Source organism: Acidipropionibacterium thoenii DSM 20276, from assembly GCF_000423445.1.
GTDB lineage: Bacteria > Actinomycetota > Actinomycetes > Propionibacteriales > Propionibacteriaceae > Acidipropionibacterium > Acidipropionibacterium thoenii.
In genome coordinates, this window is sequence record NZ_KE384018.1 from 113,750 (window position 1) to 128,446 (window position 14,697).

Annotated in this window: 10 protein-coding genes and 1 pseudogene; 10 read left to right on the top strand and 1 reads right to left on the bottom strand. The window is 68.6% G+C overall.

Annotation, left to right across the window (positions count from 1 at the left end; all coding sequences use genetic code 11):
* Position 1: 1 nt before the first annotated feature.
* The 3 genes from hydA to purL all read left to right on the top strand — a co-directional run bounded on the left by hydA (position 2) and on the right by purL (position 5,033).
* Positions 2 to 1,420 (top strand): dihydropyrimidinase, encoded by a 1,419-nt coding sequence (gene hydA, locus G554_RS0109940; RefSeq protein ID WP_027587769.1) that lies wholly within the window; start codon positions 2 to 4, stop codon positions 1,418 to 1,420.
* Positions 1,421 to 1,598: 178 nt separating this feature from the next.
* Positions 1,599 to 2,657 carry a methylmalonyl Co-A mutase-associated GTPase MeaB gene (gene meaB / locus G554_RS0109950; protein WP_051232859.1) on the top strand — a complete coding sequence of 353 codons (1,059 nt, stop codon included), beginning with the start codon at positions 1,599 to 1,601 and terminating at the stop codon, positions 2,655 to 2,657.
* Positions 2,658 to 2,774: 117 nt separating this feature from the next.
* The gene (gene purL / locus G554_RS15795) at positions 2,775 to 5,033 is read left to right on the top strand and encodes a phosphoribosylformylglycinamidine synthase subunit PurL (RefSeq protein ID WP_036925357.1); all 2,259 of its coding nucleotides are present in this window, start codon (positions 2,775 to 2,777) and stop codon (positions 5,031 to 5,033) included.
* Here the strand turns inward: purL and G554_RS18715 are convergent.
* A pseudogene (locus G554_RS18715) lies at positions 5,015 to 5,068 on the bottom strand (hypothetical protein); the annotation flags it as partial. The gene purL and the pseudogene G554_RS18715 overlap by 19 nt on opposite strands.
* Positions 5,069 to 5,113: 45 nt before the next feature.
* Between G554_RS18715 and G554_RS0109960 the strand changes: the two are divergent.
* The 7 genes from G554_RS0109960 to purM all read left to right on the top strand — a co-directional run bounded on the left by G554_RS0109960 (position 5,114) and on the right by purM (position 14,687).
* On the top strand, positions 5,114 to 7,483 hold the full coding sequence (locus G554_RS0109960) for a nitric-oxide reductase large subunit (RefSeq protein WP_027587771.1): 2,370 nt from the start codon (positions 5,114 to 5,116) through the stop codon (positions 7,481 to 7,483).
* A complete protein-coding gene (locus tag G554_RS15800; RefSeq protein WP_036925359.1) occupies positions 7,480 to 8,223 on the top strand; it encodes a hypothetical protein in 744 nt (247 codons plus the stop codon). Before G554_RS0109960 ends, G554_RS15800 begins: the two co-directional genes overlap by 4 nt.
* Entirely contained in the window at positions 8,220 to 9,023 is an 804-nt protein-coding gene (locus tag G554_RS15805; protein WP_051232863.1) for a slipin family protein, read from the top strand. The genes G554_RS15800 and G554_RS15805 overlap by 4 nt, the downstream gene beginning before the upstream one ends.
* Positions 9,024 to 9,159: 136 nt before the next feature.
* Entirely contained in the window at positions 9,160 to 10,500 is a 1,341-nt protein-coding gene (locus G554_RS0109975; protein ID WP_027587772.1) for a dipeptidase, read from the top strand.
* Between the two features lie 167 nt (positions 10,501 to 10,667).
* Positions 10,668 to 11,951, top strand: coding sequence for an MFS transporter (locus G554_RS0109980; RefSeq protein ID WP_027587773.1), 1,284 nt, complete (start codon positions 10,668 to 10,670; stop codon positions 11,949 to 11,951).
* 79 nt (positions 11,952 to 12,030) lie between these two features.
* Positions 12,031 to 13,593 (top strand): amidophosphoribosyltransferase, encoded by a 1,563-nt coding sequence (gene purF, locus G554_RS15810; protein WP_245570026.1) that lies wholly within the window; start codon positions 12,031 to 12,033, stop codon positions 13,591 to 13,593.
* Positions 13,590 to 14,687, top strand: coding sequence for a phosphoribosylformylglycinamidine cyclo-ligase (gene purM, locus G554_RS15815; protein WP_036925361.1), 1,098 nt, complete (start codon positions 13,590 to 13,592; stop codon positions 14,685 to 14,687). Before purF ends, purM begins: the two co-directional genes overlap by 4 nt.
* Positions 14,688 to 14,697: the final 10 nt, after the last annotated feature.

Below are 14,697 nucleotides of genomic sequence, written 5' to 3' on the forward strand. Positions count from 1 at the left end.
CATGGCTATCACACTCATCAAGGGCGGAACCGTCGTCAGCTCCACCGGACGCAGCAAGCAGGACGTCCTGATCGACGGCCAGACCATCGCCGCGGTGCTCGATCCCGCCGACACCAGCCTCGCGGCCGACCTGACGGAGCGGGCCGACACGGTCGTCGACGCCACCGGGAAGTACGTCATCCCCGGCGGGATCGACGCCCACACCCACATGGAGATGCCCTTCGGCGGCACCTTCGCCAGCGACACCTTCGAGACCGGCACCCGGGCCGCGGCATGGGGCGGGACCACCACCATCATCGACTTCGCGGTCCAGAACAAGGGCGGGTCGGTCAAGGACGCCATCGAGCAGTGGCACCAGAAGGCCGCCGGTGAATGCGCGATCGACTACGCCTTTCACCAGATCCTCGGGGACATCAACGAGCAATCGCTGATCGACCTGAGGTCGCTGGCGGCCGAGGGGGTCACCAGCTTCAAGATGTTCACCGCGTACCCGGGGGTGTTCTACAGCACCGACGACCAGATCTTCCGCGCCATGCAGGTCGCCGCCGAGGAGGGCCTGCTGCCGATGATGCACGCCGAGAACGGCCCGGTCATCGACGTCATCGCCGAGCAGCTGGTCAAGGAGGGCAAGACCTCGCCGTACTACCACGGCATCGCCCGGCCCTGGGAGATGGAGGAGGAGGCCACTCACCGCACCATCATGTTGAGCCGGGTGGCCCACAGCCCGGTCTACATCGTGCACGTCACCGCCAAGCAGGCGATGCGTCAGGTGCAGGCCGCCCGTGCCGATGGCCACCTGGTGTTCGGCGAATCCTGCCCGCAGTACCTCTATCAGTCCCTGGAGGAGCAGCTCGGGGCTCCCGGCTTCGAGGGCGCCAAGTACGTCTGCAGCCCGCCGCTGCGCTCGAAGGAGGAGGGCCATCAGGAGGATCTGTGGATGGCCCTTCGGACCGATGCGCTGTCCGTGGTGGCCACCGACCACTGCCCCTTCTGCATGAAGCAGAAGCAGATGGGAGCCAACGACTTCCGCAAGATCCCCAATGGGATGGGTCTGGTCGAGCACCGGATGGACCTGATGTACCAGGGCACCGTCAACGGCAGGATCAGCCTGGAGAGGTTCGTCGACATCACCAGCACAGGACCGGCCCGGATCTTCGGGCTCTACGGCAGGAAGGGGGTCATCACCCCCGGAGCCGACGGCGATGTGGTGGTCTACGACCCCAATGGCACCACGACCATCGGGATCAACGACACCCACCACATGAATCTCGACTACTCCAACTTCGAGGGCTGGCACATCGACGGCCACGTGGACACCGTGCTGAGCCGCGGCAAGGTGGTGGTCGACGAGACCGGCTACGTCGGCACCAAGGGAGACGGCGAGTTCGTCGCCTGCAAGCCGAGCCAGATGATCGGCTGAGTCGCCCGTGGCACCGGCGGCGTCGCGGTCGACCGGTGGAGGTGGTGGCGGCGAGGGTCGGGGTGGAAGCCCCGGCCCTCGCCGTGCCCGCCAGCCCCTCCCGAGTGAGCTGTGCAGCGGAGCCGTAGGCTCAGCACCGGGGCAACGGGGCAGGGCGACGATCCAGCCCAGCCCCACGATGCCGAGAACGGTGCCGAGACGGAGGAGTCGAACAGTGGTGGCAGTCGATGTCAACGAGCTCGTCGAGCAGGTGGTCGCGGGAAGCCGGCCGCAGATCGCCCGGGCACTGACCCTGGTGGAGTCCAGCAGGCCGGCGGACCGGGAACGCACCCGCGAGATGCTGAGGCTGCTGGCCCCCTACACCGGCAAGGCCATCCGGGTCGGCATCTCGGGGGTGCCCGGAGCCGGCAAGTCCACCTTCATCGACGCGATGGGCTGCCGGCTGGTCGACGAGTACCACCACAAGGTCGCGGTGCTGGCCATCGATCCCTCCTCGGCCAATACTGGCGGGTCGATCCTCGGCGACCGGACCCGGATGGCGGCCCTCGCCGAGCGGGAGGACGCCTTCGTGCGTCCCTCACCCTCTGGGGGCTCACTGGGAGGGGTGGCACGGGCCACCCGCGAGGCGATCGTGGTGATGGAGGCGGCCGGCTACGACGTCGTGATGATCGAGACGGTCGGCGTCGGTCAGTCCGAGGTGGCGGTGGCGGGGATGGTCGACACCTTCCTGCTGCTGTCGGTGGCCGGTACCGGCGACCAGTTGCAGGGCATCAAGAAGGGGATCCTCGAGCTGGCCGATGTCGTGGCGGTCAACAAGGCCGACGGCGAGAACGCCCCCAACGCCCGGGAGGCGGCCCGCAACCTGCGCCAGGCGATGCGAATGGTGTCCTCGGCCGAGGACGGCCGCAAGGTGCCGGTGGTCACCTGCTCGGCGGTCACCGGGGAGGGGCTGGACGACGTCTGGAAGGCGGTCCTCGACCATCGCGAGTGGCTGTCCGGCAACGGATCCCTGGAAGCCCGCCGGATCGCCCAGCAGCACGAGTGGATGTGGTCGATCATCCGCAATCAGATCATGGACTCCTTGGACGGAGATCCGCGGGTCCGGGCTCGCGCCGAGGAGGTGGGCCGGCTGATCGACGACGGCCGGACCGACGCCTTGGATGCCGCCGAACAGGTGCTGGGGGTGTTCGCCGAACAGCTGCCCGAGTTCGGATGGGCACGAGCCGGCCAGAAGTAGCGGCCCGGGCGGCGTCGCGCAGATGGTCCCCGAACCGCCGACCGGTCATCGCCCCGGCAGGTGACCACCGATCAACTCCCCTGTCACACCGATGATCCGAACCGGTAGATTGTCCTCGTGGCCGACACTGTAGAAAATGCCCGCAACACCCCAGACCTCGACCAGCCCTGGGCTGAGCTGGGGCTGGCTGAGGATGAATACCGCAGCATCCGTGAGATCCTGGGGCGCCGCCCAACCGGCGGCGAGCTGGCGATGTACTCGGTGATGTGGTCGGAGCACTGCTCCTACAAATCCTCGAAGATCTACCTCAAGAAGTTCGCCGCGCTGCCCCAGACCACCCCCCGCGGCCCGCTGCTGGCAGGTATCGGCGACAACGCAGGGGTGGTGGACATCGGCAACGGGTTGGCAGTGACCTTCAAGGCCGAGTCCCACAACCACCCCTCCTATGTGGAGCCTCATCAGGGGGCGGCCACCGGCGTCGGCGGCATCGTGCGGGACATCATGGCGATGGGAGCCCGTCCGATCGGCGTCATGAACGCACTGGGATTCGGCCCTCTGGAGGCCCCCGACACCGCTCGGGTGCTGCCCGGAGTGGTCTCGGGGATCGGCGACTACGGCAACTGCCTCGGGCTGCCGACGATCGGCGGGCAGACCCTGTTCGACCCCACCTTCTACGGCAATCCGCTGGTGAACGCGCTGTGCGTGGGCCTGCTGCGCCACGAGGACCTGCAGTTCGCCAAGGCCTCCGGTGAGGGCAATCTGGTCATCCTGTTCGGCGCGGCCACCGGCGGCGACGGCATCGGCGGGGCCTCCATCCTGGCCTCGGAGTCCTTCGAGGCGGCGGGGGAGTCCAAGCGGCCCAGCGTCCAGGTCGGCGACCCGTTCATGGAGAAGCTGCTCATCGAGTGCACCCTCGACCTGTTCAATGCCGGGGTCTGCGAGGCGCTCCAGGACTTCGGCGCAGCCGGGATCTCCTGCGCCACCTCCGAGCTGGCCAGCGCCGGCGACGGCGGGATGCATGTCGAGCTGGACCTGGTGCCGCTGCGCGACCCGAACCTGGCTCCCGAGGAGATCCTGATGAGCGAGTCCCAGGAGCGGATGGCGGCGGTCGTCACCCCCGCCAACCTGGCCCGGTTCATGGAGATCTGCGAGCACTGGGAGGTCCAGGCGACCGTCATCGGCGAGGTCACCGAGGACGACCGACTCATCATCGACTGGCACGGCGAGAGGATCGTCGACGTCGACCCGCACACCGTGGCCCATGACTCCCCGGAGTTGCACATGCCGGTGGCCCGGCCCGACTGGATCGACCCGCTCAACGCCGATCACGCCAACAACCTGCCTCGATCCAATGACGGCGCTGCCCTGGCGGGCCAGATGGTGGCGCTGGCCGGTTCGTCGAATCTGTGCGACAAGTCCTGGATCACCGATCAGTACGACCGCTTCGTGCGCGGCAACACGGTGCTCGCCCAGCCCGCCGATGCCGGGATAATCCGCGTCGACGAGCAGACCGGGCTGGGAATCGCGCTGTCCCTGGACGCCAACCCGCGCTACACCATGCTCAACCCCTACCTGGGTGCTCAGCTGGCGCTGGCGGAGTCCTTCCGCAATGTCGCCGTCACCGGGGCGACGCCGGTCGCGATCACCGACTGCCTCAACTACGGCTCGCCCTACGACCCGAATGTGATGTGGCAGTTCTCCGAGACCATCCTCGGCCTGGTCGATGGCTGCCGGGAGCTCGGCGTCCCGGTCACCGGGGGCAATGTCAGCCTGCACAACCGCACCGGCGAGCAGTCGATCCGGCCCACCCCGCTGGTGGGGATGCTCGGCATCATCGACGACGTGCGGACCCGGATCCCGACCGGTTTCGCCCACTCCGGAGACGCCGTGCTGCTGCTCGGCGAGACGAAGTTCGAGCTGGGCGGGTCGGCCTGGGAGGACGTCGTCCACGACGGCCACCTCGGCGGGATGCCCCCGATGCCCAACCTGCCCGCCGAGAAGGCGCTCGGACAGGTGCTGGCCGCCGCAGCGGCCGACGGACTGCTCAGCTCCGCCCACGACCTGTCCGAGGGAGGACTGTCCCAGGCTCTGGTGGAGGCCTGCCTCGATCACGGCATCGGCGTCAGTCTCACCCTTCCCGAGGGGGAGCCCGCGGTGACGCTGTTCTCCGAGAGCCCGGCCCGCGCCCTGGTGTCCCTGTCGGGGGCCGACTACCAGCGGTTCACCGACCTGTGCGCCGAGCACGGGGTGCCGGTTGCCCGGCTGGGCGAGGTGGTCGACTCCGGGGAGATCGAGATCCAGGATCTGCTCAGCCTCGACCTCGCCACTCTGCGCAAGACCTGGCAGGCGCCGATCCCGGCAGCCATGGAGATCTGAGTCGACGGTTCCGGTACTCGTCGGGAACTGGTCATGGACAGTTATCGGGATTGAGTCCTCAATAATCTAGAGTCCTGCCCATGACCAGAACTTCGAAGGCGCGCTCGCAGGACACACCGCAGCGCCGGCCGATGGTGGTGGGCAAGGGCTGGGTGCAGGGCGTGGTCCTGGTGATGCTCTTCGGCTTCACCATCATGGGGGCCGTCACATGGAGCACCTACACCGACTCCATGCCGATTCCCCAGAAAGTCACCACCACGTCCGGCCAGGAGCTGTTCAGCCAGGCCGACATCACCGCTGGACAGGTGATCTTCCAGAACCGTGGCCTGATGGAGTACGGCTCGATCGTCGGTCACGGCGGCTACCTCGGCCCCGACTTCACCGCCGACTACCTGCGGCGGGCGGCCGACCACACCCTCCAGCTGCGCCAGAAGTCCGGCGTCCACGACCCGACCGAGGCCAACAAGGCCGACTGGCGGACCAACCGGTACGACGAGAAGACCGGGGTCCTCGTGTTCTCCCCGGAACAGGCCTCCGCCTACTCCTACCTGGTCGGCTACTACACCGACTACTTCGGCAAGAACTCCCACAACCTGGGCCTGCTCGCCGACAACATCACCGACCCGGTGCAGGCCAAGCAGCTCACCAGCTTCTTCGCCTGGACCGCCTGGGCGGCGGCTGCCAACCGGCCCGGCCACGACTACTCCTACACCAACAACTGGCCCTCCGAGTCGCGGGTGAACAACGGGCCGACAGCCGACATGGTGCTGTGGTCGGCACTGTCGCTCATCGTCCTGATCGGCGGCACCGGCATCATGTTCGCGATCTACGGCCGATGGAGCCGGAAGATCGGCTGGCACGAGTCCGAGGTGCCGACGCTGTCGTTCATCCGACCGCGCGATGTCGGCCTGACGAAGTCCCAGCGGGTCTGCTCCTGGTTCTTCCTGGTGATCGCCGCGCTCTTCCTGATGCAGACGATCTGCGGGGCAGCCGCCGAGCACTACCGCTCCGATCTCACCAGCTTCTTCGGTTTCGACCTGGCCAGCTGGTTCCCTTACAACCTGGCCCGCACCTGGCACGTCCAGCTCTCCCTGTTCTGGACGGCAGCGGCCTTCCTGGCCGGTGGCATCTTCCTGGCGCCGTTCATCTCCGGTCGCGAGCCCAGGCACCAGGGCCGGTGGGCCGGGGTACTGCTCGGCGCAGTGGCCATCGTCGTCTTCGGCTCCCTGGCGGCCGAGATGCTGTCCATCTACGGGGTGTCCTGGGCGCGCGGCCCGCTCTTCGGCCAGCAGTGGGAGTACCTCGACCTGCCCAGAGTGTTCCAGACCCTGCTGACGGTCGGGATGTTCCTGTGGGTGTTCATCATCTGGAGGTCGATCCGCGGCCGCCTCAAGGGGGAGTCGCGCGGCAACATGCCCTGGGTCTTCTTCTTCTCGGCGCTGTCGATCCCGATGTTCTACGCGGTCGGTCAGCTCGCCAGCTCCGGCACCCACCTGTCGGTGGCGGAGTTCTGGCGGTTCTGGGTGGTCCACCTGTGGGTGGAGGACTTCCTCGAGCTGTTCACCACCGTCCTGGTCGCCTACATCTTCGTGATGCTCGGCGTGGTCCGGGAGAAGGTGGCCCTGGCCATCATCTACATGGACGTCATCCTGTACTCGGCCGGCGGGGTGCTGGGCACCATGCACCACCTGTACTTCTCGGGCACACCCAGCTCGAGCATGGCGGTCGGCGCCTTCTTCTCGGCGGCCGAGGTGATCCCGCTGACCTTCCTCACCGTGGAGGCCTGGGCCTTCATGCAGCTGGGAGCACGACAGGAGTCCCGGTCGAGGACCCCCTTCCCGCACCGCTGGTGCGTGATGTTCCTGGTCGCGGTCGGCTTCTGGAACTTCGTCGGGGCCGGCGTCTTCGGGTTCATCATCAACCTGCCGATCGTGTCCTACTACGAGATCGGCACCGCGCTCACCGCCAACCACGCCCACGGCGCCATGATGGGCGTCTACGGGATGCTCGCCCTGGCGCTGGGGATGTTCGCGCTGAGGTACCTGATCCCCGAGGAGAAGTGGAACGACCGGCTCGCCAAGATCTCCTTCTGGTCGACCAACATCGGCCTGGTCTGGATGGTCTTCGTGACCCTGCTCCCGCTCGGCCTGCTGCAGCTCTACCACGCAGTCGGTGCCGGGTACTTCGAGGCCCGTTCCCTCAACTACATCACCGATCACCGCAACTCGGTCCTGGAGTGGATGCGGATGCCCGGGGACATCATCTTCATCGTGGGCGGCGTCCTGCCGTTCCTGTGGATAGCCTTCCAGGGCTGGCGGTACCGCAATCACGGCAAGACCGTCGACGAGCTGCCGGTGGAGAGCCTGTTCACCGTCGACAAGCCCGAGGGCGGACCGGCCGGACCGGTGGCCGATCCGGCTCCGACCGGTCCCGGCGGGGCGCAGTCATGACCGCTCCGGTCCAGATCTTCCTGGTGTGCGGCTACGCCGTCCTGCTCATCGCGGTGGCCTGGCTGCTCGATCTGTTCGGACGGCGCAGCGCCAGGCGCTCCCGGGAGTGGAAGACGGCCAATTTCGTCTTTCACGACTCCCACGGCGCCTGGAAGTGCCACGAGGACCACTGGCTGTGGCCGGCCAGTTTCGACCCGGTCAAACGAGTGATCCGATACCGCGGTCAGCACGAGATCTGTGGACGCTGCCCGGTCAAGGACTCCTGCGCACCGGGGGTCAGCGCCAGGGAGATCACCGCTCCGGTGGATCCCTGGCCCTACTCGGAGGCCGGCACCTTCCACCGCGGCATGAGCCTGTGCATCCTGATCGCCGGGCTCGCGCTGCCGGCCGGGATGCTCCTGATGGCCCGCACCACCGCCGAGTACGTGGCCCTGCTGGCGACCATCGCGGTGGTGGGGCTGGCCGCCTGGCCGATGGTCAGATCGTTGCGGACCCGTCCCGTCGACATCCCCGATGAGATCCCGATCGAGTCCTCGGTGCCGTTGGACGCCGGCTTCGACGAGATTCCCGGGCCGCGCTCGCGGGCGGTGACCCGAGGGGTGCACGGGCAGCCGCTCACCGACCGTGCCTCCGACGAGGCCGAGCAGTTGATCAGGCGCTACAGCTCGCGGTGGTCCACCGGGAGTACTCGACAGGGTGGCTCCCGGGCCACCCGGACACGGATCGGAGGCCCGCGATGAATCACACGGAATGGCTGTTCACCACCATCGCCCTGGTGGTGCTGGTGGTCGGGATACTGGTGACCTGCCTGAAGATCATCCCCGAGTACGAGCGTGCCGTGGTGTTCCGGCTCGGCAGACTGCGGCCCCTGCACGGGGCAGGGCTGGTCTTCATCGTCCCCGGTCTGGACAAGCTGGTCCGGGTCGACACCCGGACCGTCACCCTGACCATCCCGCCCCAGGAGATCATCACCCAGGACAATGTTCCGGCCAGGGTGAATGCGGTGGTCCTGTTCAACGTCACCGACTCCCGGGACGCCGTGATGAATGTCGAGAACTACGCGGTGGCGACCAGTCAGATCGCTCAGACCACCCTGCGGAGCGTGCTCGGACGGGCGGACCTGGACACTCTCCTGGCCCATCGCGAGCAGCTCAACCACGATCTGCGCGAGATCATCGAGGTTCAGACCAGGCCCTGGGGGGTCGACGTCTCGGTGGTGGAGATCAAGGACGTCGAGATCCCCGAGGCGATGCAGCGAGCGATGGCCCGCCAGGCCGAGGCCGAGCGCGAGAGGCGCGCCAAGGTGATCAATGCCCGCGGTGAGCTCCAGGCCTCCGGGGAGCTCAAGCAGGCTGCCGATGTGCTCTCCCAGAGCCCGGCCTCGCTGCAGTTGCGCTATCTCCAGACCCTGTTGGAACTCGGGGCCGACCAGAACTCCACGGTGGTCTTCCCGCTGCCGATGGACATCATCACTCCGCTGCTGAACGCGATGGGAGGAGATCGCAGGTCCGCAGAGCCCACCGGCGACCAGGCTCACTGAGCAGTAGTTTCCGACCGGCCCGGCCGGTTGCGGGTTCGGCCCGGGAAGGCTCCGGGCTCGACCGGTCGGCGGTCGGTTCCGGCCACCGGAGTCCTTCCGGTGGCCGTGGCCGAGGCCGGACTTCTAGGCTGTGGCCATGAATCTTGCCGAGCACAGCAGTGAGCTGGAGGCCAGGGTCGACGCCGTGATGGAGTCGGCCGTCGAGGAGCTGACCCGGCTGGTCGCGATCCCCTCCGTCAGCTCCCTGAACCCCGACCACGTGGTCGCCAATGCCGAGCACATCGCCGACCTTGCCTCCCGGGCAGGGGCCGCCGACGTCGCCGTGGTCACCGAGGGCCAGGGGCTGCCCGTCGTCATCGCCCACTGGCCGGCCCCCGAGGGTGCGCCGACCGTGCTGCTCTACTCCCACGGCGACGTCCAGCCCACCGGGGACCTGTCGGCCTGGGGATCCGAGCCGTTCACCGCAACCCGCAGGGGAGACCGGCTCTACGGTCGCGGCACCGCCGACGACAAGGGCGGGGTCGCCGCTCATCTGGCGGCGATCCGCGCCCTGGGCGACCGCCCGCCGGTGGGGATCACCCTGCTCATCGAGGGGGAGGAGGAGATCGGCTCCCCGTCGATGGCCGCCATCATCGCGGCGCACCGCAGCGAGCTGGCCGCCGACGTCATCGTCATCGCCGACTCGGTGAACTGGGAACAGGGCATCCCCTCCCTGACCACCAGCCTTCGTGGCGTCGCCGACTGCGTCGTGGAGGTGCGGACCCTGGACCACCCGCTGCACTCCGGGCAGTTCGGCGGCATCGCCCCCGACGCCCTCACCACCTTGTGCCGACTGCTGGCCACCCTCCACGACGCCCATGGCGACGTCGCCGTGGAGGGGCTGAAGTCCTTGCCCGGGCCGACCCTGGACTACCCGGAGGACCGGCTGCGCGAGGAGACCGCGATCCTGGACGGGGTGCAGTGGACCGGGACCGGCTCCCTGGTCGAGAGGATGTGGACCCGCCCCTCGGTCTCGGTGCTGGCGGTGGATGCCACCCCGGTCGACCAGGCCATCAACATCCTGCCGGCGGTGGCCCGGGCCAAGGTGGGACTGCGCGTCGCCCCCGGCGATGACGCGGCCCAGGCGCTGGAAGCCCTCACTCGTCACCTCGAGAGCCATGTCGACTACGGCGCCCATGTCACCGTCACTCCGGGCCAGATCGGGGCCCCCGGGATCATCGAGATCACCGGTAGGGCGGCCGAGGTCGCCGACGAGGCCTTCCGGATCGCGTGGGGACGGTCGCCGGTGCGGGTCGGCTGCGGAGGGGCGATTCCGCTGGTCACCGACCTCCAGCGGGCATTCCCCGGGGCCGCAGTGCTGGTCACCGCGGTCACCGATCCCGACTCCCGGATGCACGGCATCGATGAGTCGCTGCATCTGGGAGATTTCCGCAGGGCCATCCTCACCGAGGCTCTGCTGCTCGCCGGACTGGCCTGACCCGGCAGGCACAAGCAGCTCCATCGCGGCGCCCCGGCGGCTCGGGAGCAGCCCTCGGGACTGTCGCCGGACACGCGGGGTAGGCTGACCTCACGCCGAAAGGCAGGGGTGGTTCGCGTCTCAGAAGGGTGGGGGGACGCGCACGACGTCATACCCCGAGGAGCCCGATGGCAGCGATCACCTACCGCAGTCTGTTCAGTCACTCCGGTGCCACCTTCGTGGCGGTCGGTTTCGTGGCCCGGCTGCCGCTCGCGATGAGCCAGCTCGGCACCATGCTGCTGGTCTCCAGTCCGCTGGTGGCCGGACACATCGGACCCGGCGGGATCGCAGCCGGGGCGCTGGCGCTGTCCAATGCGATCGGGTCGCCCATCTTCGGCAACCTCACCGACCGCCGGGGCCAGCGCGGCCTGATGATCATCCAGGCGGTGGTCGGCGGGCTCGGGCTGATCGCCGAGGCGCTGGCTGCGATGGCCGGCGCATCCTGGCCGGTCGTCGCCGCCATCGGCGCCCTGGCCGGTTTCTTCCTTCCCCAGACCGGCACCATGGCCCGGGTCCGCTGGCGGGCGATCGGGGCGGCCCATCGCGACCTGCAGGCAGGCATTCTGGAGACCTCCTTCGCCTGGGAGGGGTCGGCCGACGAGGCCTCCTTCGCGCTGGGCCCGGCGCTGACCGGGCTACTGGCGGTGGCACTCGGCGCGATCTGGGCGATCATCACCGCCGGGATCATGCTGCTGGTCTTCGGGATCTGGTTCGCGGTCCATCCCACCGTGAGGTTGGTGACGCCCTCGCGGCCACCGCGTCGAGCCCCGGCCCGCCCCGGGCACACCGCCGACCCAGTCGTCAGTACCGAAGTGGCACCCCGCCCCGAGCCGCTGCTGACCCCGGGGGTGGCCTCCGCGATCGCCGGACTGCTGATGATCGGGGTGATCTTCGGCTCGGTGCAGGCCGGCACCACCAGCCTGTCCACCGCCGCGGGCCGGCCCGGACTGGCAGGTCTGCTGCTGGCGGCGATGTCGGTGGGAAGTGCCACCGCGGGCCTGCTGCTGCCCCATATCGCCCGCCGGGTCGGGCTGGTGACCCGCTGGCGGATCTTCGCCTCCGCGCTGGCCGTTCTCACCGCCCCGCTGGTGGCGGTGAACTCGCTGGGGATGCTGCTGGTCGAGCTGGTGGTCCTCGGCCTGGCCCTGGCGCCCTATCTCATCACCTTGTACTCGGTGGCGGAGCGGGCGGCCAGGCCGTCGCGGATCGGGGCGGTGATGACCCTGCTGGCGGCCACCACCAGCCTGGGGTACTCGGTGGGTACCACCATCGCGGGTCGGCTGGCCGATCAGTCGGGCCACACCGGGGCCTACTCGGTGACGGCCGGTGCCGCGGTGATCGCCTGTCTGCTGGGGTGGCTGCTGGCCGCTCGCGTCACCCCACCGCAGTCCCAGCTGGGAACTCGACTCTGAGGCCCTTGCCGGGGCGGGCCGTGGCCATCCCCGGTGAACGGATGACAACGGCATCTGGAAGCTGGGGTAGCGTGTCGGTGTGACCCGCGCTGACGGACTTCTCACCGCCGACCTCAATCCCCAGGACCATGGTCCCCAGGATGCCTGTGGTGTCATCGGGATCTATGCCCCTGGCGAGGAGGTCGCCAAGCTCACCTACTTCGGGATGTACGCCCTCCAGCACCGCGGCCAGGAATCGGCTGGTATGGCGGTCTCCGACGGCCACCGGACGATGGTCTTCAAGGACATGGGGCTGGTCTCCCAGGTCTTCGACGAGGCCACCCTCAACACCCTTCGCGGCAGCCTGTCGATCGGCCACACCCGCTACTCCACGGCAGGATCGAGCGTCTGGGACAATGCCCAGCCCACCTTCCGTTCGCGGCCCGGCGGTGGCGGCCTGGCGTTGGCCCACAACGGCAACCTCACCAACTCCGAGGAGCTGGAGGAGCTCATCGCCTCCCGCGACCCGCAGGCCGCGGTGCCGCACAAGGAGCGGATGGACTCCACCTCCGACACCACCTTGATGACTGCCCTGATGGCCACCTATGACGGCCCGATCGATGGGATCGCGATGGAGGTGATGTCCCTTCTCAAGGGTGCCTTCAGCGTGGTCTTCATGGACGACACCACGGTGTGCGCCGCCCGCGACCCGCAGGGCATCCGGCCGCTGGTGCTGGGGCGGCTGCCCACCGGCTGGGTGGTGGCCTCGGAGACCGCGGCCATCGACATCGTCGGAGCCACCTTCGTGCGCGAGATCGAACCCGGCGAGTTGATCACCATCAACTCCGCCGGGTTGCGCAGTGCCCGGTTCGCCGAGGCCCGGCCCAAGGGCTGCATCTTCGAGTACGTCTACCTGGCCCGGCCGGACACCGTCATCGCGGACCGCCGGATCCACAATGTGCGCGTCAAGGTCGGCAAGATCCTGGCCCAGGAGGCGCCGGCCGACGCCGATCTGGTCATCCCGGTTCCCGAGTCGGGGACGCCGGCCGCCATCGGCTACGCCGACCAGTCGGGGATCAAGTACGGCATGGGGCTGGTCAAGAACTCCTACGTCGGACGCACCTTCATCCAGCCCTCCCAGACGCTGCGCAATCTCGGCATCCGGTTGAAGCTCAATCCGCTGCGCGATGTCATCGAGGGGAAACGCCTGGTCGTCGTCGACGACTCGATCGTGCGCGGCAACACCCAGCGCCAACTCGTCGGGATGCTGCGCGAGGCCGGGGCCAAGGAGGTCCACGTGCGGATCTCCTCCCCGCCGGTCAAGTGGCCGTGCTTCTACGGCATCGACTTCGCGACCCGGGCCCAGCTCATCGCCGCGGGACTGTCGGTCGATGAGATCGCCAGATCCATTGGTGCCGACTCGCTGGCCTATGTCAGTCTTGAGGGGCTCATCCAGGCCACCCATGTTCCCAAGGACAATCTGTGCCGGGCCTGCTTCGACGGCGTCTATCCGGTTCAGGTCCCGCTCGGCGTGGAACCGATGCTGGCCGATTCCCCGTCGATGACGGCCGAGCCGATGCAGGAGGCCCTGCCCGAGGAGGACCCGTCGCCCTCTGAGTCAGGTCCCGCGCTGTCCCGCGAAGGTCAAGGAGACCAGTCATGACCACCACCGACCAGCCGCAGCCCAGCTCAGCGGCAGCCTCCGCCTATGCCCTCGCCGGGGTCGACATCGCCGCGGGGGAGCGCGCCGTCGACCTGATGAGGGCTCACGTCGCCGCCGCCCACCGCCCCGAGGTGATCGGTGGGCTCGGCGGATTCGCAGGCTTCTTCGATGCCTCGGCACTGGCCGGCTATCGTCACCCGCTGCTGGCCACCTCGACCGATGGGGTGGGCACCAAGGTGGCGATCGCCCAGGCGATGGACATCCACGACACGATCGGCTTCGACCTGATCGGAATGCTCGTCGACGACCTGGTGGTGGTGGGTGCCGAGCCATGGTTCGTCACCGACTACATCGCCTGCGGCTCCGTGCGGCCCGAGAAGATCGCGGACGTCGTCAAGGGCATCGCGAGGGCCTGCCAGAAGGCCGGCTGCGCGCTGCTGGGAGGCGAGACCGCCGAGCACCCGGGCCTGCTGGCTCCCGACGAGTACGACGTCGCCGGGGCCACCACCGGCGCCGTCGAGAAGGACGACGTGCTGGGACCCCAACGGGTCGCCGCCGGGGACGCCCTGGTGGCGGTGGCGTCCTCGGGGCTGCACTCCAACGGTTACTCCCTGGTGCGCAAGGTGCTGCTGGGCCAGACCGGATGGAAGCTGGAGAGAACTGTTCCCGAGCTCGGCCGCACCCTCGGTGAGGAGTTGCTCACCCCGACCACCGTCTACGCCGCCGACCTGCTGGCCCTGATCGGCCGGATCGAGGTGCATGCGATGAGCCACATCACCGGCGGGGGACTGGCCAACAACCTCTCCCGGGTGATCCCCGAGGATCTGCAGGCCACCGTGGAGCGGTCCAGCTGGGCTCCGGCTGCGATCTTCCGACTGGTCGCCGAGGTCGGCAGGATCTCCAGGCCCGACATCGAGGAGACCCTCAACATGGGCGTCGGGATGGTCCTGGTGCTTCCTGCCGACAATGCCGAGCAGGCGGTGGCGTTCCTGGCCGAACGCGGTCTGGCGGCCTGGCGCTGCGGCACGGTCGCAGCGAAGGGCGATGCCGGGGATCCGGGGGTTCAGCTGGTGGGCGACTACCGCGCCCTGTGACCCGGGGGAC

What these genes read in the sequence shown, in the direction of transcription:
- hydA (WP_027587769.1), top strand. Translation starts at nt 2, where the DNA reads ATGGCTATCACACTCATCAAGGGCGGAACCGTCGTCAGCTCCACCGGA.
- meaB (WP_051232859.1), top strand. Translation starts at nt 1,599, where the DNA reads ATGCCGAGAACGGTGCCGAGACGGAGGAGTCGAACAGTGGTGGCAGTC.
- G554_RS0109960 (WP_027587771.1), top strand. Translation starts at nt 5,114, where the DNA reads ATGACCAGAACTTCGAAGGCGCGCTCGCAGGACACACCGCAGCGCCGG.
- G554_RS15800 (WP_036925359.1), top strand. Translation starts at nt 7,480, where the DNA reads ATGACCGCTCCGGTCCAGATCTTCCTGGTGTGCGGCTACGCCGTCCTG.
- G554_RS15805 (WP_051232863.1), top strand. Translation starts at nt 8,220, where the DNA reads ATGAATCACACGGAATGGCTGTTCACCACCATCGCCCTGGTGGTGCTG.
- G554_RS0109975 (WP_027587772.1), top strand. Translation starts at nt 9,160, where the DNA reads ATGAATCTTGCCGAGCACAGCAGTGAGCTGGAGGCCAGGGTCGACGCC.
- G554_RS0109980 (WP_027587773.1), top strand. Translation starts at nt 10,668, where the DNA reads ATGGCAGCGATCACCTACCGCAGTCTGTTCAGTCACTCCGGTGCCACC.
- purM (WP_036925361.1), top strand. Translation starts at nt 13,590, where the DNA reads ATGACCACCACCGACCAGCCGCAGCCCAGCTCAGCGGCAGCCTCCGCC.